Annotated in this window: 6 protein-coding genes and 1 pseudogene; 2 read left to right on the forward strand and 5 right to left on the reverse strand. The window is 46.3% G+C overall.

What is annotated here, in order from left to right; all coding sequences use genetic code 11:
- Window positions 1-73: 73 nt before the first annotated feature.
- Entirely contained in the window at window positions 74-18,709 is an 18,636-nt protein-coding gene (locus KHO06_RS23035) for a retention module-containing protein (RefSeq protein WP_212582608.1), read from the reverse strand.
- A gap of 862 nt (window positions 18,710-19,571) precedes the next feature.
- Here KHO06_RS23035 and KHO06_RS23040 point away from each other — a divergent pair.
- Window positions 19,572-19,820, forward strand: coding sequence for a YgjV family protein (locus tag KHO06_RS23040; protein ID WP_005431786.1), 249 nt, complete (start codon window positions 19,572-19,574; stop codon window positions 19,818-19,820).
- A 168-nt stretch (window positions 19,821-19,988) separates the two neighbouring features.
- Window positions 19,989-20,374 (forward strand): annotated as a pseudogene (gene cueR / locus KHO06_RS23045) (Cu(I)-responsive transcriptional regulator).
- A gap of 86 nt (window positions 20,375-20,460) precedes the next feature.
- Here cueR and vctC read toward each other — a convergent pair.
- Genes vctC through KHO06_RS23065 form a run of 4 tightly spaced genes read right to left on the reverse strand, consistent with a single transcriptional unit; the run spans window position 20,461 to window position 24,028 of the window.
- Window positions 20,461-21,216, reverse strand: coding sequence for an iron chelate ABC transporter ATP-binding protein VctC (vctC, locus tag KHO06_RS23050; RefSeq protein WP_005431793.1), 756 nt, complete (start codon window positions 21,214-21,216; stop codon window positions 20,461-20,463).
- A 2-nt stretch (window positions 21,217-21,218) separates the two neighbouring features.
- The gene (gene vctG / locus KHO06_RS23055) at window positions 21,219-22,169 is read right to left on the reverse strand and encodes an iron chelate uptake ABC transporter permease subunit VctG (RefSeq protein ID WP_212582609.1); all 951 of its coding nucleotides are present in this window, start codon (window positions 22,167-22,169) and stop codon (window positions 21,219-21,221) included.
- Window positions 22,162-23,097 (reverse strand): iron chelate uptake ABC transporter permease subunit VctD, encoded by a 936-nt coding sequence (gene vctD, locus KHO06_RS23060; protein WP_212582610.1) that lies wholly within the window; start codon window positions 23,095-23,097, stop codon window positions 22,162-22,164. Before vctD ends, vctG begins: the two co-directional genes overlap by 8 nt.
- A 22-nt stretch (window positions 23,098-23,119) precedes the next feature.
- Window positions 23,120-24,028, reverse strand: a complete 909-nt coding sequence (locus KHO06_RS23065) for a siderophore ABC transporter substrate-binding protein (protein WP_045421139.1) — start codon at window positions 24,026-24,028, stop codon at window positions 23,120-23,122.
- Window positions 24,029-24,193 lie beyond the last annotated feature (165 nt).

The following is a 24,193-nucleotide window of genomic DNA, read 5'->3' on the forward strand; positions in this document are numbered from 1 at the left end:
ACTCCATGAGCTATCGCGCTTTTGCTTTCGTGTTAGTTGCCCTTCTTTGAGCTAACGACTCTGTTGCTTCTCGTTAGCCATTACTTAGAACATTATTGTTCAGCAATGACTCAACGATTTCATTCGACGTTAGCCCATTGAAGTCTATCGAGTCGCCCAGATGTTCGACGACGATTGTCTGGCTTACATTTGCGTCCGTGGTGATGCTCAAGGACACAGCTTCTGTCGACGCATCATAATCGGCTGTGATGTGGCCAAGCAGATCATCCATATCGATCATCGGGTTGTTTAGATCAGAGATAACCTCTCGCAAATCAATACTGTCTTCGTTCACAGTAAAATCAGTAATGGTATCAACTGCCCCTTCATCCACTGAATCAACTGTCCACTTGAAGATATCACTGCCGTCTCCACCCGTTAAGATGTCCGACCCCAAGCCGCCAATAAGCACATCATCACCGTCTCCACCGACGATAAGGTCATCACCCTCACCGCCCGTCAAGTTATTGTCGGCATCTCCACCAACAAGATAGCTGTCATCGGTCGCACTTGACTGATCAATATCGTCACTGTCGTCGCTGACATCCAAGCTAATTTGAACAGGCGCAGACTGTGCTTCATCACCATTAGATTCTGTTGATATCGCCGTAATAGAAATATCGTAAGAGCCTATATCAATACCACTGTTGGTGTCCGTCGCCACTATTTCTAGCGTATCAATTTCATCGCTTGGTACTGTCCAAGTGGTACCATCGAAGCTGATGCCTGATGGAGAAACACCGCTTGTCACCTCAGCACTAGCAGGTACACCCGTTAGTTCCAGTGAAAGCACCTCGTCAATGTCGGTCAAGGCCGCCATGATGCCAACGATCGCGAGACCTTGGCCGCTTGCTGTTTGGCTCGCAGCAATCTGTCTAATGTAGTTAAACTGAGGGTCAATGCCCAGCGTCGGAGCATCAGCCACAGGCGTCACATTAATGGTGAAGTCTTGATTCGCTTCCAACGCCGTGCCCGCCGCGTTCTCGAAGTACACTCCATTATCTTCGACTTTCACCGACAAGGTGATAGAGGCGGCGTCAACATCTCCCGCATCGACAAATACGCCCTCTGAAGCGTCAGTCGCACCAAGAACCGCGTTAATGTTATCTGGGGTACCCATCAGAATAACTTCACCAGCCATACCCGCTCCAACCGTAACGCCACTGCCTACAGGAGGCTCAACACGCACATCACCCTCTGTCACACTCAAGGTAACGGTCATCAACTCGTTTGCTTGTGCGCCAGTAAAATCGATATCACTCACGCTAATGCCCGTAATCTTCTGACCATCTGCTTCGTTGATCGTATCTGTCACCGATGTCGCTGTAATTTCAGGAGCATCATTGGTTGCTTCAACATTCAGTACTGCCGTTCCCGCTATCGTGATTGGATCTGGCGCGCCGTTAGTGGTGCCGTCATCCGTGATTTCGTAAGTGAAGTTAACGTCTCCAAAGAAGTCTGCAGCAGGTTCAAACGTCCATTCTGTCGCATTGACTTGCGTTAACGTACCAGCCGAAGGATCCGCCAAAGCGACATTACTAATGGTCAAGTTATCTGATTCAGGGTCACTTGCGTTACTTAGTAGCTCAGCTGCTGTAATACTTACAGCCCCGCCATCCTCTTCGGTACTGGTTAACGTTACCTCTGAAGTGACAGGAGAGTCATTGACCTCTGTGACTTCGAAGGTTGCTGTTCCCGGCGTCGTTTGAGGATCGGATGCGCCATTCGTCGTGCCGTCATCGGTAATGTCGTACGTAAGCTCGACTGTGCCGTTGTAACCCGGCGCTGGTGTAAATGACCAAGTGCCAGAGACGTTATTGAAATCCAATGTACCGCTACTTGGGTCGACTAATTGAACGTTACTCACAGTCAATGTGTCGTTCTCGATATCAGAGGCATTCGCCAACAAATCAGCTTGAGTAAGCTCAACCGCCGCACTGTCTTCCGCAACATCAGAAAGTGTCACTTCAGACGTTGTTGGTGCATCGTTCACTTCCGTTACATTGAATGAAGCCGTGCCATTAACCGATTTAGGATCGGATGCACCATTTGTCGTACCGTCATCTGTAATGGTGTAAGTGATTTCGACAGAGCCGTTATAGTCAGGTGCAGGCGTAAACTCCCACTCCCCCGTCACGTTGTTGAAGCTAACACTTCCAGAATTTGGATCCGTTACCTGCACGTTGCTGACCGTGAGGTTGTCGTTTTCAATATCCGTAGCGTTTACAATTAACTCCGCTTCAGAGATAGAGAATACGCCACTGTCTTCAGCAATATCTGGTAAGGTAACGGGCGTCGTTTCTGGCGTATCGTTAACTTCTGTCACTTCAATAGTAAAGCTACTGCTGTTGGTGTTGAGTGTGTCATCCACGCCACCAATTACGAGACCTTCATTACCTTGGTCATCGATAGTCACGTCAACTTGAACATCACCAAAGAAGTTCAGGTCTGGATTGAACTCAATCAGCCCGTTGGCAATAGCATTGTTTAGATCAGCAACGGTGCCTTTAAGCTCAACAGAGTCCGTACCATCGCCACTCACTGTTAGGTTGTAGTTCGTCACGAGCGTTGGATTTAGCGCCAAGATACCACTGTCGACGGTAACATCGAGCACGTACTCAGCACTCGGATCATCCAACACGGCATCAACATCGGTAATACTAAAACCATCTAACAGTAGTGGCGTATCCTCTGGTGTTTCCACATCCACCGTGTTAACAAACTCTGGACGGTCATTAACCGCTTCGACTTCGACATTGACATCAAACTCTTTTGGCGCACCTAGACTTTGGCTTCCATCTAGACCGGTATCAACAGCCTGAACTTTAAACCCTAGCGTGCCATTCCAAGAGTTATCGTTGCGATCGCCCGAATTAAACACCACTTTATCGAGATCTTGGGCGTCAATCTCTAGGACGAATACACCACCGCCTTGGTCAACAAACGCCGTGCCGTCTGCAAGTTCAATACTTGCACCATCTGGCACATTTGTAATCTCGACACGTAGCGTTTCTGGATCGTTTTCTTGATAGTTCGCACCATCACCAATCGATTCTTTGTTATCAACCACCAGCGCATTGATGTTGATATCAATATCCTCGCCTTCGTTACCTGACACCAAGGAATCTGGGTTTACATCAACATCATCACCAACTGGATCGATGGTGACCTTGAAAGTACCCGTATGCTCAGTCGGTACTTTCAACAGCTCTTCTTGAGTAAATACCGTGATACCGATATCCACCTCACCACTGAAGTTTTTCGGTGGTTGAATTTCAATGTCACTTAGGTCAATAGATGTCTGACCTGGGTTGGCAAGTTGAATACTCCACTCACCTCCACCATTATTTTTGACCGTGTAATCAGACGAGTTTGAATCCACAAGAAAATCTGTTGGTAGCCCCGTGAGCTTCAAGGATACAAATTCTTCAGAGCCATCATTATCATTTAGGCTAATGGTGAGACCAGTGCCCGACTGACTGAGTGATATGAGCGTATCTTCATCACCCGATATCTCAATTGGCTGTGTAGGATCGGCGCCGCTGATCGTAATATCATCCACAACAGGCGTAATTTCAAACGATACGCTATCGGTGAATGTACGCACATCCACATTATCTCCAGGATTCGCAAGCGTCGTTTGATCGATAAGAGCGGTATCGGAGATCTCTCCTTCAATGTTAATTTGAACCGTATTTTGTCCACCACCGACTGGGTAGTTCTCTTTCGGTTTGAATAACACTTCATCCAAAGCACCCGCCGCAATCTCAGCAGCACTGAACTCAACACTTGTGCCTAATGAGTTGCCACTCGCGTCTACAAATTCGCCTAGAGTCGTATCATCCAGTGTCAATTTCACATTGGTAAGCGTTTCTCGCCCTGCCAATATGCCATTGCGATCGTCCGCAAAGTCGATATTCAAGTTCAGTTGAATCAGGCCATCTTCATAGCCGACGCCATCATTGGTAGGGACATCAACACTCAGGTCATTTACTGGCTGTTTATCTGCGTCTAGGCCAAGCGTGCCAGTTATATCCAATGTGATATCTGGCGTCACATCAGTATCAAGCGGTTGATCACCAGAAGAACTCGGCACGTCCGCAATCGGCAATACTTGTACCGGGATAGATTCAAGTGTGCTCTTCTCATCACCTGACAATGTATCGGTAGTCACAAAGATAACCGGTAGCTCAAAGTCGCCTGCCCAGTCTTCACCAACACGTAAGGTGAGACTGTCTAAGCCCGTAATATTGCCACTAGCATCAATACTCGCTTGGAAAACGTATTTACCATCGACAAAGTCAATGTCTGTACCCACAACCACTAGGCCCGGAGGAGCCCCAGGGGCAGAAGGGTCAATCACAACCGTAAGAACGTCTTCAACACCATCGCTGTTAATCGTGGTAAGTTTCGACGCAAGCTGCGAGCCAAAATCAATCAGATTGTCTTCATTAGCATCAATCTGGACGGTATTGTCTAAATCAATCTCAGCCGCCACACTCGTTTGTGGTGCGATATCAGTTGGGAACTCTAGAGTGATATCGGTTTGACGAATAACGGTCGCGTCTTTCTCTACCGCATCTTCACCTAAGTCATTGACTTCAGCATAAATCGTCAAACCAATCGATGAGATACCACCATTGTCCGCATCATCAGAATCATCATTTGGCGTTAGGTCTAACCCCGCAGGTGCGATAATAGAAAAGTTTTCCTCGTCGGTGATCGTCCAACGGCCATCACCTTCATTAGAGGCACCAACAATGATTAATTGATCAAGAATTTCAGGGTCGGTATTGCTGAACTGCACAACTAGCTGCGTTACAACTTCATCTGACGAGTTATCAAATTCTTGATATTTGATGATATTGGCGCCCGCTTGGCCACCTGCGGATGTATTAATAGTAAAGTCTATATGACCTAGCGCATCCGAGCTCACGACATCGGTCGTTGTACCTCCGGCATCTTCAACGAGAAGACGAGTTTGATCAGAAATCGGCCCTGTTAAATCTTCTGCTTCAACAATTGGGTTAACAGTCACATTTACCGTACCGTTAATAACAGCTGAAGCAATGCCTTCGCCCGGATTACTCGCATCGACATATTCAGCGTCAATTTCTTTCACCGTCACTTGGGTACTCAAGCTAAAATCAGTACTCGAATCTTGCTCGAGTTGAACTTGGATGTAGCCATCTTGAGTCACTCGCGCTGAGAAATCTTGTTCTGACTCGTTAGGCGCTGGGGTCAGCGTGATACTACCGCCTGTTACCGTTTGAGCAACACCATCCACGTAGACAGTACTTCCCGCAGGGAAGCCGCTAATAGTCAATTCCGCGTAAAACTCGTCGGCATCAGGACTTTGAGTCAGCGTTGGCTCCCAATCAATATTGATACGGGTATCTTCGTTACCCTCGGAGCTCACAACATAGTTATCTTGTGCATCGATTACAGGTTCAACTTTTACACGAATCTCTCGCTCGACAATGCGAGTATGTCCATCATCTTCCGTCACGATGATGCTACCAGTAATGTGGATGTTCTCAGTTGATGAACTTTCGGGGATAATTTGGATCCCTGAATTGAAGTTCAAACCAGTAATGTTAGCTTCATAAATTGGGTTACCATTGATGTCAGTACCAACATAAGTTAGGTCAACACTACCACCGTCAGAATCAACCAGCTGAACACCATCTGGAATATTTGAAAGCACGACAGTAAGGGACTCAGAGGCATCCAGAGGCTTGTCCTTCACTTCACCTGATACAACAGAGAAGTTCAGTAATGCGACGCCATCTTCAGGAATCGTCGTCTCAATGCCTGACGTCGTACCATCATCAAATATGGACCAACTATTGTTACTTTGATTGATCAATACAACATCTGGAATATCAGCGACACCTTTTACTGCGACATTCACGGTTTGTGTGCCCAACGAGAGGATATTCTGAGCAGAACCAGACGACAATGACGCGTTATCTTTTACTATCCCTTCAACATCAAAGGTAAAGTCATTATTGCTATGCAGAGGAGGTAACACTTCCACGTCAGCCAAGTTAGCTTCTGGGATTTCGTAGTACAATACGTTACCACCGCCATCCGTAACCGTGTTGATCTGGCTTGGGCTAGCATTGTCCAACCACACCAATGTCACGCCATTTTCAGAGAAGTTTGAAATACGAACAAACAACTCTTCCGAACCATCGATATCAACAGATGGCGTCATCGTAATGACTTCGCTCAACTGAAGTGGATCATGGTCTGTCACAGGGTCTACGGTATCTTGAGTGCGCGCATTATCCTCAAAGATGTTGATGCGATTCACCACAAAATCGGCTTGGTCAGCCACTGGGCTAACGTCAATCACAATTTCTTCGGTTTCAGAGCGCGCCGTTTCTTTGCCCGTGAGTGGGTTTGTGCTCTCAGTAGTAATTGCCGTCACATCAAGCTTAATCTGACCAGAGAAGTGCTCCGATGGATCCACTTCGACCTCATCAATTCTGCTCGCGTCTACTAGGTATTTACCACCGACCTCTGGAATTGGGGTACCATCAGAGTAGACAAGCGTCGCGTTGGCTCCGCCCTCGGTAAAGACGAGCTCATAAACAATAGCCTCTGGGTTGCTGATGTCTTGCGTGTTCGCTTCGATATCCAATTGAACATTGTTGCCATCTTCGTCAACGGTATAATCGAAGATACTGCTTGCATTCCATGTCGCGATATCAGCGACCGCATCCACTTCGATATCCAAGCGACCGTTGATTGTGTGGTCTGGCGTGCCATTATTAAGAATTTCAACACGGATACGAGGATTGATACCTGAAGCATCCGTTGATGAATGACGGTCCGGCACAAAATACAAGTTTTCTAAGGTAACAAACTCACCACTGAAGGACTGTTCTACATTTGATGCATCAAGAACGACCGTATTACCCACAGACGTTAATTCAATATAGTTACCGCTACCGTCTTTGTAGTAGAAAGTACCGTTATGAGTGCTTGCGTCTCGGATCGTAATATCACCCAGACTTTCTGTTCGATCGATATCATGCAGATTAATAACTAAGTCGACTTTCGCTGGGGTGATATCCAACGCTGATAAATTGTCTTGAGTGTTTGCAGAATCAATACCTGCAACCACACCACCTCGCCCTTGGTCTTCAAAAGCGAGAACCGTAGACGTATCGATCTGAGCGTTTCGGTCCGTGACCGAAATATCGACATCCGCGTCGCTGGTATCGCCGTCGCCATCGGTCGCGACAACGTTAATAGTGAAATCAATGGAGTCTGTTTCTGTATGATCAATATCGTCATTCGGACGGAAAGTCACTCGTCCATCCGTACGCACGACTAAGCGACCAATTTCTGTATCAACGCCATCAAGGACTTTATGGACAAAGACGGTTTGATCACTGCCATTTAGGTCTATGGTGTCGGAGTCTACGCCGTTTTGCTTGAAGTAAATTCCTGAGTTATCTGCGGTAAATGAGGTAATCTCTGCACCATCAGCACCGTAATTTAGGTCCCCTTCAACCGGATCTGTAAACAGTTGTACTGTTTGACCACCCTGGCCTTCTACGCGCGAGATTGATGCATCATAAATGGTTGGAACGTCATCAGTAATAGAAACAGGCAGGGTGATTCCAGCCGTGTCACCATCAACATCTGTAGCAAATATAGGAAGGTCGAGGGTTAGCTCATCCTCACCTTGTACAGAATGATCTAATATCCCTTCCAAGGTAAATTTGTAAGAGCCATCAGCATTCAGTTCTACGGTGAATACTGAGTTTCCATCCGGAGTCTGCCCTTGATAGGTGTAGTTGTTGTTGCTTACTGCAGTTTGAACAAGTGTCACCGATAACCCACCGGAAGTGACTCCTGGAATAGGGTTTGAAGTCAGATCCAGTTGGTAAGAGACAACGGTATCTGCTCCTTCCACCGTATCGAAATTACCCGTTGCTTCTAGGCTGTCTTTATTGGTCAACTGCGAACCGTTAACTAAGTCATCCTCGTCTAATGAAAGCGCGTCGGCTGATGTGATTTCAGGAATATCATCAACAATGGTGATTGGAAGGTTCAATGATGATGACGTATCACCATCAAAATCTGTCACTGTAATTGGGATATCAATGACAAGGTTGTTTTCACCTTGAACAGCATCATGGTCGATTGGTCCCAACAGTTCAAATTGGTAACTGTCGTTATTCGCATCGAGAGACAGCGTGAAGATCTTGGTTGAGGTGCCCGTAATCACGGCTTCGTAACTGGTTACGCCACCAACAGTACTCACCAAGTTAAGCTCAATGTTTTGACCGTTGGAAGTTAACCCTGACACAACAGAATTAAGGTCAGAAACTTGGTAGCTGGCAATCTCATCCGCCCCATCAACGACTTCAAATCCACCAGTTAATACCGTTGAATCCCCACTCGTCGTGTCAGAGCCACCAGCAAGGTCATCTTCATCAACAGTTTGTTGGCTAGAATCTGTCACTTTCACAATCGTTGGAACATCGTCCACCACGGTGATCGGCAAGGTGATGTTATTTGACACATCGCCATCAAAGTCGGTCGCATTGACTGGGAAGTTGATGACTAACGAGTTTTCATCGTTACCCGCAGGATGATCAAGTGCGCCCAACAGTTCAAATTCATAGCTGTCTGCTGAACCATTTAGCGTCAGTTTAAAGACGGTATCCGTCGTACCTTGTACATAAGCTCGGTACTCAATCACACCGTTTGAATTTGAAAACTCAACCAACTCAAGCGGTTGACCACCTGAGGTAAGGCCAGAAACAGGCAACGTTAAGCTATCCAACTGGAAGCTAACGATAGAGTCGGCACCATCAGTAACGTCAAAGTTACCACCAATGATATTGGATTCTGGCGTGTCGTCCGAACCTTGGCTTGGAATATCATCTTCATCCACAGACAAGGTACTACCAGAGCTAATAGCATCAATGGTTGGCTTGTCATCTACGATGGTCACTGGCAAGGTCGCAGTGATGGTATCGTTGTCGCCATCTGTAATCTTCACAGGTAGATTCAGCAAAATCTCATCAGAGTTAACCGCGTGATCTAACTGACCAGATAACTCAAAGTCGTATTTACCATCTTGATGAAGTGTCAACGTGAAGACCGTCACTCCGCTCGGAGTTTGTCCCACGTAAACAAGCGCGTCAGCAGTTGAAGCACCAACGTCTTGAGAAACTGTTACCTCTTCTCCACCCGATTTCAGATTCGGGATAGGATTTGAGCTTAGATCCAATTCGAAAGCATCAATACCATCTGCGCTAGTAACTTCGAACTCACCTGATACCGTTAATGGCTCTTTCGTGACATCAGAGCCAAGAGGTAAGTCATCTTCGTCGACACGTAGACTTTCAATATTGGTAACAACTGGAACATCGTCCACAACGGTAATTGGCAATGTGAAGGCTGGTGAAGTATCACCATCATTATCTGTCGCCGTCACAGGGAGGTTGATAACAATCTCGTTTTGCTGATTACCATCTGGGTGATCAAGTGGCTTCTGTAAATCGAATTCGTAGGTGTTGTTCGTTGCATCCAACGTCAGTTCGAACACCACTTCAGCAGGATTGCCAGCGACACCTTGGTAGACGTTCACGCCGTTTACGCTAGAAGACAGAACTAAGCTGATAGCTTCACCATCTGAAGTCAGTGACGCAACAGGCGTGGTCAGGTCACTCAGCTGAATAGAAGCAACTTGGTCAGCACCTTCGGTGATATCAAAAGTACCTGAAATAACAGTATCTTCTGCACTTGCAGCATCCGTACCTGCTGGTAGGTCATCTTCATCAACGGTTTGTTCGCTGCCTGCTAGTAAACCATCAATGGTCGGAACATCATCCACAACCGTAATTGGTAAGGTGATGTTGTTCGACACGTCTCCATCAAAGTCAGTCGCGTTTATCGGTAAATTGATGACCAGTTCATTTTGGCCATCAGCATTTGGATGATCGAGAGGAGCAAGCAAATCGAACGTGTAGCTATCATCAGAAGCATCAAGGGTCACACGGAATACTGGTGTCGCCGTGCCATCAATACGAGCTTCGTAAACTGAAACGCCACCTGCGTTTGATACTTCAACCATAACCAGTGATTGACCACCAGAGGTCAGGCCTTGTACTGGCGTCGTTAGGTCAGAAACACCGTACTCGACAATACCATCAGAACCATCAGTCGCGATGAAGTTACCTGCAATGCTGTTCGACTGCGTACCATCAGATCCGACTGTTGGGATATCATCCTCATCAACCGTTTGCACACTTGTTGCTTCGATGCCACCAAGTGTCGGCTTGTCATCAACGATCTTGACAGGAATTGTCTCAGCAGACGTGTCGCCATCAAAATCTGTTGCGATGATTGGGAAGTTAAGCGTTAACTCATCACTATCAACAGCATGATCAATTGGCCCTTCTAGCGTGAAGTTGTAAGAGCCATCAGTATTCACTGTTAGCGTAAAGACCGCTTCAGTACCCGCTGTCGCCTCGTAAGTAAAGCTTCCATCACCATTTGCAGTTTCCGTCAGTGTGACTGCCACGCCTTGTGATGTAAGACCAGCCACTGGTGTTGCAGACGCGTCAAGCTGATAGCTCACCACTCGGTCAGAGCCTTGTGTGGTAGTGAAGTTGCCATCGATTGAAATCGGGTCAGTTTGGTCTGAGCCAATCGTACTTAAGTCATCTTCATCAACGGTAATCGCATCGACATCGGTAATGGTCGGTTTATCATCCACGATGGTGACTGGGATCGTTTCTGTGGTGGTATCACCATCAAAATCCGTCGCGATGATTGGGAAGTTCAGCGTCAGCTCATCACTGCCTACCGCATGATCGATTGGACCTTGAAGCGTGAAGTTGTAAGAGCCATCCGTGTTTACTGTCAACGTAAACACAGCATCAGTTCCCGCTGTTGCTTCATAGGTAAAGCTGCCATCACTGTTTGCTGTTTCCGTCAAGGTCACAGCTACACCTTGCGATGTTAGGCCATCAACTGGCGTTGCAGCAGCATCCAATTGGTAACTCACCACCCCATCAGAGCCTTGTGTTGTAGTGAAGTTGCCATCGATTGAAGTTGGATCTGAGCCGTCAGAGCCAATCGTCGCTAAGTCATCTTCATCAACCGTGATGGCATCTACGTCAGTGATGGTCGGTTTATCATCAACGATGGTGACAGGTAGTGTTTCAGTTGAGGTATCGCCATCAAAATCTGTCGCGATAATCGGGAAGTCGATTTGCAGGCTGTCGCTATTCACCGCATGGTCTAGTGGGCCTTGCAGAGTAAAGGTGTAGCTGCCATCTGGCTTCACAACCAATTCAAATACGGCATTGCCATCTGCTGTAGCAGTGTAAGTAAAGCTACCATCACCATTTGCCGTCTCAGCAAGCACGACAGGATCACCATGAGAGGTTAACCCTGATACTGGATCTGCTGTTGCATCAAGCTGGTATTTAACAACGCTGTCCGAGCCTTCCGTTGTGGTGAAAGAGCCCGACATAAACGCATCATCGTTTTGGTCTGAGCCAATTGAGGCAAGATCATCTTCGTCTACAGTCAGTGGGACAACGTTATCAATGGTTGGCACATCATCAGTGATCGTGACTGGAATGGTCGCGGTTGTCGTATCGCCATCAAAGTCAGTTGCAATGATTGGGAAGTTCAGAACTAATTCATCGCTATTTAACGCATGATCAACCGGACCTTCCAGACGGAAGTTGTATGTACCGTCTGCATTCACATTCATGGTGAAGACAGGATTGCCATCCGCGGTAGCCACGTAAGTAAAGCTGCCATCGGCATTCGCAGTCTCTACCAAAGTAACAGGCTCACCTTGAGAAGTTAAACCTGCGACAGGGTCAGAAGTTGAATCAAGTTGGTAGCTCACCACACGGTCTGAACCTTGAGTCGTCGTGAATGCACCTTCAACATAAACAGCGTCAGATTGGTCTGAGCCAATGCCTGATAAATCATCTTCGTCTACAGCCAGAGGCACAACATTATCGATGATTGGTGCATCATCCGTGATAGTGACTGGAATGGTTGCCGAAGTCGTATCGCCATCAAAATCGGTGGCAATAATAGGGAAATCAATCGTTAGGCTGTCGCTATTAGCTGCATGGTCAATCGGGCCTTGCAGCGTAAAATCGTAAGTGCCATCTGTTGCTACGTTTAACGTGAATACCGGATTGCCGTCTGCGGTCGCCACATAAGTAAAGCTGCCATCACCGTTGGCGGTTTCCACCAAGGTAATCGCCTCACCTTGAGAGGTCAGCCCCGCAACAGGATCAGCGGTTGAATCCAGTTGATAGCTCACCACTCGGTCTGAGCCTTGAGTGGTGGTAAACGCACCGTCAACGAACAGATCGCCGCCTGGGTCTGAACCCACGCCGCTAAGGTCATCTTCATCGACACTCAACGCATCCACCGCTGTGATGGTCGGTACATCATCAACAATTGTGACTGGAATGGATTCAGTGACGGTGTCGCCATCAAAGTCGGTTGCGATAATTGGGAAATAAAGTGTCAACTCGTCACTATCAACCGCGTGATCAATCGGCCCTTCTAGCGTGAAGTTATAAGTGCCATCAGTATCTACTGTCAGAGTAAATACTGGGTTGCCACCCGCAGTCGCTTCATAAGTGAAGCTACCATCACCATTTGCGGTTTCTGTTAGCGTTACCGCTACACCCTGCGACGTTAAACCGTCAACTGGTGTTGAAGAAGCATCTAACTGGTAGCTCACCACTCGGTCTGAACCTTGTTTGGTGGTGAAGTTACCATCAATTGAAATTGGATTGCTTTGGTCTGAACCGATTGACGCTAGATCATCTTCATCAACGGTAATGGCGTCGACGTCGGTAATAACAGGTTTGTCGTCCACGATGGTCACAGGGATCGTGGCGTTTGTGGTATCGCCATCAAAGTCGGTCGCAATAATTGGGAAGTTGAGTGTCAGCTCGTCACTATCAACAGCATGGTCGATTGGACCTTCAAGCGTGAAGTTATAAGAGCCATCAGTGTTCACTGTTAGCGTAAAGACCGCTTCAGTCCCCGCTGTTGCCTCGTAAGTAAAGCTGCCATCACCGTTTGCAGTTTCAGTTAATGTGACCGCCACACCTTGCGAGGTTAAACCGTCAACTGGTGTTGCAGAAGCATCTAACTGGTAGCTCACCACTCGGTCAGAGCCTTGTGTGGTGGTGAAGTTGCCATCGATTGAAATCGGGTCAGTTTGGTCTGAGCCAATCGTGCCTAAATCATCTTCATCAACGGTAATCGCATCTACATCGGTAATAGTTGGCTTATCATCCACGATGGTGACTGGGATCGTTTCTGTGGTGGTATCACCATCAAAATCCGTCGCGATGATTGGGAAGTTGAGCGTCAGCTCATCACTATCTGTCGCGTGGTCGATTGGACCTTGAAGCGTGAAGTTGTAAGAGCCATCCGTGTTTACTGTCAACGTAAACACAGCATCAGTTCCCGCTGTTGCTTCATAGGTAAAGCTGCCATCACTGTTTGCTGTTTCCGTCAAGGTCACAGCTACACCTTGCGATGTTAGGCCATCAACTGGCGTTGCAGCAGCATCCAATTGATAGCTCACTACCCCGTCAGAGCCTTGCGTTGTAGTGAAGTTGCCATCAATGGAAATTGGGTCTGAGCCGTCAGAGCCAATCGTCGCTAAGTCATCTTCATCAACCGTGATGGCATCAACGTCAGTAATGGTTGGTTTATCATCAACGATGGTGACAGGTAACGTCTTCGATGAGGTGTCGCCATCAAAGTCTGTTGCGATAATCGGGAAGTCGATTTGCAGGCTATCGCTATTCACCGCATGGTCTAGTGGGCCTTGCAGAGTAAAGGTGTAGCTGCCGTCTGGCTTCACAACCAATTCAAATACGGCATTGCCATGTGCTGTAGCAGTGTAAGTAAAGCTGCCATCACCATTTGTTGTCTCAGCAAGCACAACAGGCTCACCATGAGAGGTCAACCCTGCTACTGGATCTGCGGTTGCATCAAGCTGATATTTAACAACGCTGTCTGAGCCTTCCGTTGTGGTGAAAGAACCCGACATAAACGCATCATCGTTTTGGTCTGAGCCAATTGTTGCAAGATCATCTTCGTCCACCGTGAGCGGAACAACATTATCAATGGTTGGCACATCATCAGTAATAGTTACTGGAATGGTCGCGGTCGTCGTATCGCCATCGAAGTCTGTCGCAATGATTGGGAAGTTCAGAACTAATTCATCGCTGTTTAACGCATGATCGACTGGCCCTTCCAGACGGAAGTCATATGTACCGTCTGCATTCACATTCATGGTGAAGACAGGATTGCCATCCGCGGTAGCCACGTAAGTAAAGCTGCCATCGGCATTCGCAGTCTCTACCAAAGTAACAGGCTCACCTTGAGAAGTTAAACCTGAAACAGGATCAGAAGTTGAATCAAGTTGGTAGCTCACCACTCGGTCTGAACCTTGAGTAGTCGTGAACGAGCCTTCAACAAACACATCGTCAGTTTGGTCTGAGCCGATAGACGCGAGGTCGTCTTCATCCACAGCCAGAGGCACGACATTATCAATGATTGGTGCATCATCCGTAATCGTGACTGGAATGGTTGCCGAAGTCGTATCACCATCAAAATCGGTGGCAATAATTGGGAAATCAATCGTCAGGCTGTCACTGTTAGCTGCATGGTCAATCGGGCCTTGCAGCGTAAAATCGTAAGTGCCATCTGTTGCTACGTTTAACGTGAATACCGGATTGCCGTCTGCGGTCGCCACATAAGTAAAGCTGCCATCACCGTTAGCGGTTTCCACCAAGATAATCGCCTCACCTTGAGAGGTCAGCCCCACAACAGGATCAGCGGTTGAATCCAGTTGATAGCTCACCACTCGGTCAGAGCCTTGTGTGGTTGTAAACGCCCCTTCAACGAACAGATCGCCGCCTGGGTCTGAACCCACACCGCTAAGGTCATCTTCATCGACACTTAACGCATCCACCGCTGTGATGGTCGGTACATCATCAACAATTGTGACTGGAATCGTTTCTATGACGGTGTCGCCATCAAAGTCGGTTGCGATAATTGGGAAGTTCAGTATCAGCTCGTCACTATCCACCGCGTGATCAATTGGCCCTTCTAGCGTGAAGTTATAAGAGCCATCAGTATTAACTGTTAGCGTAAAGACCGCTTCAGAGCCCGCTGTTGCTTCGTAGGTGAAGCTGCCATCACCGTTTGCAGTTTCAGTTAATGTGACAGCCACGCCTTGCGATGTTAAACCGTCAACTGGTGTTGATGTGCCATCGAGTTGGTAGCTCACCACTCGGTCTGAACCTTGTGTGGTGGTGAAGTTACCATCAATAGAAATTGGATTGCTTTGGTCTGAACCGATTGACGCTAGATCATCTTCATCAACCGTGATTGCGTCGACGTCAGTAATAACTGGCTTATCGTCCACGATGGTTACAGGGATCGTGGCGTTTGTGGTATCACCATCAAAGTCTGTTGCGATGATTGGGAAGTTCAGTGTCAGCTCGTCACTATCTACCGCGTGGTCGATTGGACCTTCTAGCGTGAAGTTATAAGAGCCATCACTGTTCACTGTCAGCGTAAAAACCGCTTCAATCCCCGCTGTCGCTTCGTAAGTAAAGCTACCATCGCCGTTTGCGGTTTCAGTCAGTGTGACGGCCACGCCTTGTGATGTAAGGCCGTCAACTGGTGTTGCAGAAGCATCAAGCTGATAGCTCACCACTCGGTCAGAGCCTTGTGTGGTAGTGAAGTTGCCATCGATTGAAATCGGGTCAGTTTGGTCTGAGCCAATCGTGCCTAGGTCATCTTCATCAACGGTAATCGCATCGACATCGGTAATGGTCGGCTTATCATCCACGATGGTAACAGGCAATGCGATTTGGCTTGTGTCACCATCGAAATCGGTAGCAATAACACTAAAATCAAAGGTTGAGCTGTCGCGATTTGGCGCATGGTCGATTGGACCTTGCAGCTCAAAACTGTACGAGCCGTCGGTATTCAAGATCAATGTGAAAACTGCACTGCCATTTGCCGTTGCGCTATAGGTGTAACTGCCGTCTGCATTTTGCGTTTCGGCAATGGAGACGGTTTGCCCTTGAGATTGCAGGCCATTTAAAGGATCAGCGTTTACATCCAACTGATACTGTACGACGGCATCAGAACCCTGAGTCGTTGTGAACTGACCTTCAACCAATGTCGGCTGTGATTGGTCAGAGCCTACCGAACTTAAGTCATCTTCATCGACGGTAAGAGCGACAACGTCGTTAATGGTTGGCACATCATCAGCAATGGTTACAGGTAGAACAAGTGAACTGGTGTCACCGTCAAAGTCCGTTGCGACAATAGTGAAGTCTAGAGTTAAGCTATCGCTACCCGCAGCATGATCGATTGGACCTTCAAGGGTAAATGAATATGAACCGTCAGGGTTCACTTGTAAGGTGAAGATAGCATCCCCTTCTGCTGTTGCAGAATAGGTGAAGCTGCCATCTGGATTGGTTGTTTCCGTCAGAGAGATAGAGCGACCCTGTGATTCCAACCCATTGAGTGGATCAGTGCCGCTCTCTAATTGATAACTTACGACACGGTCTGAGCCCTGAGTCGTCGTGAAGTTGCCTTGCGCGAGCACAGAGTCGCTTTGATCGGAGCCGATGCTTGATAAATCATCTTCATCAACGGCCAGCGCCTCAACGCCATCAATAGTAGGAACGTCATCTTGAACTTGGATGACAATTTGCGCCGCCTCTGGTGTATTCGAACCTTCGGTAATCGAGGAGCGGTCACCATCTGCATCTACCGCGTAAACTGGCAGTGAGAAAGTAAGTGAGTCATCGTTAGCGCCCGTATGGTCGAGTTGTTCATACAAGTTGAATTGGTATTCGCCCAATGCAGGCGCATCAATCGCCACATCAAATACGGTGATACGCACGCCATCCAGCTCAATGAAGCCTTCGTAAGTACGCACGCTATTACTCTCGGACGCTAGTTCCAGTTGAACAACCTGCCCTTGAGATTGGAGTTCTCCACCAACATTAAACTCTGTAGGTTCCAACTCATAGTGGTCAATGATGTCACTACCAACCGCTGTCGTGATCGACCCAGAGCCACTTGTTACTACCGTGCCTTCCTGTGAACCTTGGTCAACACCCGCCTCGTCTAAAGACAATCCCGTCACGTTCTCAATCACTGGGTTATCGCCATCAAGGATGGTCATCGTAAAGGTGTTGCTTGCCGTATCTTGGTCAAAGTCGACGATTGTGGTTGGTAAAGAAAGCTCAATCGTATCTTCACCATTTGTTTGTTCTAACGGCTTAAATTGCTCAAATTGGTAGGTACCATCGGTGTTCAGACTGATAGTTAAGACGGTTTCACTCAAGCCAGCAATGGACAAGGTGATAGTACTGCCGTCTTCAGAGAGTACCGCTTCTGTCGCCTGATTATCACTCAGTAGGCCATCGAACTGACTAAGTCCTTCTTGATTAAACGTGACCGTTGCTAATTGATCACTACCAATATCAACAAAGGTGCCAGTGATTGGTGTAGAAGAAGATTCAACGTTTTCAAAAGTAACGTTTTGCGGCGCAGGATCATCGCCATCAATAACGGTTGTCGTAAAATCAATAGGCGCTTGAATGCTGTTACCACCAATATCTGTGCCTGTAATATCAAAAGCGATATTGATTTGATCACCGACGATCGATACTTGACCATCAGCAACAGACGCAACATGGTCAATACCCTGGCTAATCGTGGTAACGACCTCTAACTCTAAATCACGGCCTAAAGATGTCGCTTCGATCTCGATACGAAGCACTTCGTTACCTTCTTGAGTACCGATAATGGCATTTTGCGCTTCGTCATAAACGAACGCCACTGGCTGACCACCAGAGGTAATATCACTGTTAAGCTCAGTTAACAAAGACTCTAAAGAAGACGTTTCGGGTACAAATGAAGCGGTATCAAGTGCGAGATCCCCTGCTTCAACCAGCACACTAGACGAAATGGTTTGCGGGTAGCTTGATAGAGAAATGGAGCCTTCTGTTACTTGAGAAGAGAGAGACTGGCCACCATCGGCAAAAACAGTGACATTTAAGCCGTCAGGATCATCTTCAGTATCCGTGTTACTTGTCGGAGCTGAGGTTTCAAAAAACGTTGAGGCCAATACTTCAGGGTTATTGTATTCAACAGTAACAAAGCCTGCGTTTGCAGACCCAGAACCACCGCCGCCACCAGCCGGACCCGCGGCCGTGGCTTCAAGGATAGCCGTAGGGTCAGCGCCTTCTAAAATGGCTTGCTGGATTGCAGCCACATCCTCAGCCCCAAATTCGGCGTCAGCCGCCGCGGTTGGATCGACATTGATTTGGCCATCAACGGGCGCTTGAACAACCGCGTCTGTCGGTTGTTGCTCTAAAGATGGTGCCGGTATGCAGGCTACACAATTCTCATCCACGAGATAGAGTGAGCCTTCCGCGATCACTTCAATGGAAGCGCCGTTTTCAGTGATGATGACATCACCCGGAACTAATACATCCCCAACGTTTATCGCTCTCACCTTCCCCTCAAGGCTTAGAGCGTAAACATCCCCTTTGACAGCATCTACTACAACTTCTTGCGGCACAGCTTGTGTACTCATCTGACCCCCGCTAATGGCTAACGCACTTCGTTAGACCTTTATAAATTATTTTAGTTTATAGAAATGTGATTCACATTGTCTCACCAGACTGATTTAACTAACTATTGAGTCAATAAACAATCAAATTTTGTTCTTTCGTTAACCACATGAAATGAAAACCTCACCAAGTCACAAGTATGCGACACATTCAAATGTAAACTATCCATTAATTTTATGAAACAAAAGGCTTATTAGACAAAGATTAGTTTCAATCCAGTGAGAAGAAAAGTTGAACAACCTAAGAAGTGAGAATCAAGCCACCAGTGCCAATGAGTAAGGGTAGAAAGGCAAACAAAACATCGTATGTAGACGAACGCTTTGCCAACCTAATAAGCAAAGGAGAAGTAAAGAACATCACGATAAGATACTGAATAACATAGGAAGAAGGGATAAAAATCAACAGTAGTATGTGAGTTAGGATATGTACCCCAATTCCCAGTGAATTCGGTTTTGTCCGCATGATAAGAGCAAACGAAAAAATAAGACTAATAGCAATTGGCATAAATCAACTTAATTAATAATAATTCTCATTTGCAATATTATGTTATTGTTTACCTTCCTTCAACTTTGTTTTATCTATTGTTGCCATCACTAATATCAATCAACACAATAAGTAAAATTATCAATAATTTCTCTCCTAAACGTTTGCGTAATCGCTAACCTTCTCTTAACCTTTATTTGAGGCTTTCATCACGGTTTTTCCATTGCTATAGTGCACCCATCAAAACGAAAAAGACCATTCGAGGCATGGAGCTTCCTCGTTAATCTCAAGATGAGAAGAAGTGGTACCGACAAAATTCGGCAGATTTAAGAGGGTCAAATAATGGAAATGAATATGGTTGAGATTCTAGGCTACGCGGCTTCTATCATGGTTGCTATCTCACTAACTATGAAAGATATCGTTAAGCTTCGTATCCTTAACTTTATCGGCTGTGCACTTTTCACAGCGTACGGTTTGATGATTGATTCATGGCCAGTAGTACTAACAAACGGCTTTATTGCATGTGTTAACGTGTACTTCCTTGCAAAAATGCAGCAGGAAAAAAAAAGCCTAGCGCCTGAAGAAGCCTAGTTAAAACGATTTTAGAAAGCCCGTAAGTGTTATGCTTACGGGCTTTTTTGTTTGCCAAATTTTTAACCCACCGAATCGACAGACGAAAAACAGCATTAAAGTCGTTTTTGAACACCAACACTTAGCGTTATACTCGCGAGAAAGGTTATCTGAAACACAGAGGTCATCATGAATATTGGTGCAGTTGCAAAACTCACAGGATTGTCTTCTAAATCGATTCGTATGTACGAAGACAAAGGCATCATTTCGTCACCAGCTCGCAGCGACTCCGGCTATCGCGAATATTCTGAAAAACACATCCAAGAGCTAAACCTTGTTTCCAGAGCAAAAACGCCGGTTTCTCATTACAAGAATGCAAAGAGTTCGTGCAATTAGCACACAACCCAAACCGCAAAAGTAGCGAAGTAAAAGCACGAACCATGGACAAACTTCATGAAGTGGAGCAAAAAATTGCCCACTTATTGGAGATTAAAAAGCAGTTGGAGGGCTGGGTTTCTTCATGTCCTGGGGATGCAAAGAGCCGCTGTCCGATCATGGACGAGCTCACCAAGTAAACCCGTCACTGTTTCTACTTTACCTTGCTGGGCTATTGTTTTGATGAGCTCTGCTTTAACGGAATTTTGGTCGATAGAACCTAACTTTAATGGTAAGTGCACATACGCTTGCCATTAAGCTCAATGATATTGAACGGAGTCTCGTAGATATCCTCCAGCGTTGAAGACTGAATCACCTCTTCGACTTTACCACTGGCCACTACTTTCCCTTTCTTGAGGGCAAGGATCTCGTCGGAATAACACGCAGCAAAGTTAATATCATGAATCACCACCACCATGGCTTTGTTCATATCGTGCGCAAGACGCTGAACGACTTTCATGATCTGTAGTGAGTGCTTGATATCAAGGTTATTCAATGGTTCATCGAGAAAAACGTAATCCGTATCTTGGGCAATCACCATTGCAATAAATGCCAGCTGTCGTTGACCACCACTCAATTCATCTAAGAATTTATCTTGAATTTCTTTCAGATCTAAGTAGTCGATAGCTTGGTCGATTAACGCATGGTCATCTTTGGTTAGGTTACCTTTCGAATAGGGGAAGCGTCCAAATGAGACCAACTCTTTTACGGTAAAACGCATCGTAATCGAGTTTGCTTGGCGCAGTACCGCCAGCTTTTTTGCAAGCTCTTTGGTGTCCCATTCAGTAATCTCTTTACAGTCGATCATAACGCTACCACCATCACGCTCAGTCAATCGCGACGCCATTGATAGTAACGTACTCTTCCCTGCTCCGTTAGGGCCAATAATTGACGTTACTTTCCCTTTTTCAAATTGAGTATCGGCCTCATCAACCACTTTGTTGGGACCAAATGCTTTCGTTAGTTTATCTATAATAATCATGTTTATACGACTTTGTTTTTCAGCAATAGATACAAGAAGTAGATACCGCCAATAAAGTTAATCACTACGCTCAACGTCGTTTCAAATGAAAAGACGTTTTCTATAATCCATTGCCCTGACAATAAGGCACAAATTGCCATCAATGAGCAGCCTATTAACAGGGTACGATGCTGGTAAGAGCGGAACATCTCACGACTTAAGTTGGTCACCAACAATCCAAAAAACATGATAGGGCCGACAAGCGCGGTTGAGATGGCAATGAGAAGCGCAGAGAGAATGAAGACATTGCGCGTCACTTTAGGGACATCAACCCCTAGACTCTTAGCATTGTCCTGGTCGAGCCAAAACACATCTAAGGTGTGATGCATGCGATACAACAACCAACAAGCGATGAACAATATTGGCGAGCTTATATACACCAAGTTCACCTTCACATTGTTGAAACTGGCATACAGTTTAGATTGCACAAACGCAAAGGTATTTGGGTCCATCAGAAGAGAGAAGAACACCGCAATATTGCTAAACAACTGCCCAAAGATCAGCCCAACCAACAGCAAAGTGATGAGATTACGCCCGCCTTTTGAAAAATAAAATCCAAACAGCAATAGCGAAAAGCCTACCATCACCAATACCGCAATCGAGAAGTTGATGTAAACATTCAGAACGAGAGCGCTTAAACCACCAAACAACAAAACAATCAGAACTTGCGTCAACACATACAACGCATCAAATCCCATGATGCTAGGGGTGAGGATCCGGTTATGGGTAATGGTTTGGAACACCAATGAAGATTGAGCAATCGCAATACCTGCCAATACCATGGCTAACACTTTAGGTACACGTCGCGACAAAAAGTACTGGTAGTTATCTGCCGTTAAGCCAATGCCAATAAACAAAAATGCAAAAAGCAGCGCAATGGCTGCCAATAAGAACAGTTTCTTGGAATCACGCACTTTGCTTACCTCGCAACAACATCGCGATAAACACCACTCCGCCCAAGATACTGATCACGATTGAAATCGGCATTTCATGGGGGAAAATGATCACTCGGCTAACCAGGTCACACGCTAAAACAATGATCGCTCCATACATGGCGGTAAGTGGGATATTGCGTTTGAGGTTATCACCGTAGAAGTAACTGACTAAGTTTGGCACGATAAGTCCAAGAAACGGCAGTTGACCAACGATCATCACCACACTGGCTGACATTACCGACACCAAAAGTACACCTAATGTCACCACTTGTTGGTAGTTAAGACCAAGGTTTACTGCAAAGTCTTTACCAATACCAACCGCAGAAATTCGTGCCGCAAACAAGTAACTTAAAAGGGCGACGGGGACAGCGATATAGAGCAGCTCAAAATCACCGCGCAAAATGTTGGCAAAGTTTGCCACGCTCCACGCAGACAGACTTTGTAGTGCATCGTATTTGTAGGCAATGAAAGTAGTGACAGCGTCAACAACGTTACCAAAGATGATGCCCACGAGCGGCACAAATACGACGCTTTTAAATTGGATACGCTGAATGAACTGAACGAACATTAAAGTGCCAAGAATAGAGACACCAAAGACAAGCCAAAGCTGTTCGCCACTACCAAAAAACACCACACTCATTACGTAACCGAGCATGGCACACTCAATCGTGCCCGTTGTTGAAGGCGCGGCAAATCGGTTTTGGCTAATTTGCTGCATCACTAATCCAGCGATGCTCAGCCCTGCTCCAGCAAGAAGAATGGCAAATAGACGCGGAATCCGGCTAGTGAAGAAGAGTTCTAGTGCTTTTGCATCACCCGAAAACAACTGTTGGGGTGTCATATTTCCCACCCCAACAAACAACGACGCGACGCTTAGAGCAACAAGAACAAGCAATAACTTTTTCAAAGTTAACCTCTGCTAGCTTGGCTTAAAGTTCGATCGTGTGTTTAATTTCACTCACCATCTTTTCCGTTGCAGTCACACCCGACATAGCTAAGTACCAAGCATCAACATCTAGGAAGGTAATTTTCTTGTTCTTGTATGCAGAAGTCGCTTTAACCAAATCGTTATCAAGCGATTTAGCAAGGTCATTGTCAGACTTTGCGTGAAGTGCGTTTCTATCAATAACGAGGATGTTTTTCGGGTTGGCTTCGCGAATAAACTCATAAGAAATGACGTCACCATGTGTGCCCGTTTTGAGATTCTCCACAGTCTCTGAAAAGCCAAAATCTGAGTAAATCGCGCCAAAACGAGATTTCGCACCAAATGCACTGATGTTGTCACCAATGCTTAGAATTGTGAGTGCATCATTATTGTTGGTTTGGTTGTAATCACGAATCGCCTTGAACTGTGCATCCAGGTTTTCAATTTTTTGTTCAACCTTTTCTTCCATATTGAAGATCTTGCCAACGTTGCGCCATTGCGCTTTTGTGCCCTGCCAGTAGCCTTCGTTTTCACCTGATGCGAGCACAACTGTTGGTGCTATTTCACTTAACTCATCGTATTTAGACGAACCGCGAGGACCAACCAAAATCAAGTCCGGCTTTTGCATGTAGATGGTTTCAAAGTCTGGTTCGAAAAGACTACCTGCCGATGTGTAATGGGTCTTGCTGTATTTAGATAAGTACTTTGGAAGATGGGAGGCGTTCGATACCGCTACTGGATCGATGCCAAAGCTATCCAGCATATCGAGTGGGCCAAAGCCAATCACAACCACTCGTTTGGGGGATTGTTCAACTTCTGTCGTTCCCATGTAATGGTCAATTTTGACGGTTGCAGCAAAAGAAGGTGAAATTATAAGCAGCGAAAGAATTGCCGCACTGACGAGTTTTTCCATTTTCAAGCCTTAATGAGATCCGTTATCATACGCATTCGCAATATATCCTTACTCAAACAGGCATTCAACCAATTATTCAATAACTTTACATTCGTTACACTTCTAAATAGGCTTATTAAATCAACAAATTACACCATACAGATATCGAATTTGAGACGGTAAGCG

Source organism: Vibrio sp. B1FIG11 (genome assembly GCF_905175335.1).
Taxonomy (GTDB): Bacteria; Pseudomonadota; Gammaproteobacteria; order Enterobacterales; family Vibrionaceae; genus Vibrio; species Vibrio campbellii.

What these genes read in the sequence shown, in the direction of transcription:
- KHO06_RS23035 (WP_212582608.1), bottom strand. Translation starts at nt 18,709, where the DNA reads ATGAGTACACAAGCTGTGCCGCAAGAAGTTGTAGTAGATGCTGTCAAA.
- KHO06_RS23040 (WP_005431786.1), top strand. Translation starts at nt 19,572, where the DNA reads ATGGAAATGAATATGGTTGAGATTCTAGGCTACGCGGCTTCTATCATG.
- vctC (WP_005431793.1), bottom strand. Translation starts at nt 21,216, where the DNA reads ATGATTATTATAGATAAACTAACGAAAGCATTTGGTCCCAACAAAGTG.
- KHO06_RS23065 (WP_045421139.1), bottom strand. Translation starts at nt 24,028, where the DNA reads ATGGAAAAACTCGTCAGTGCGGCAATTCTTTCGCTGCTTATAATTTCA.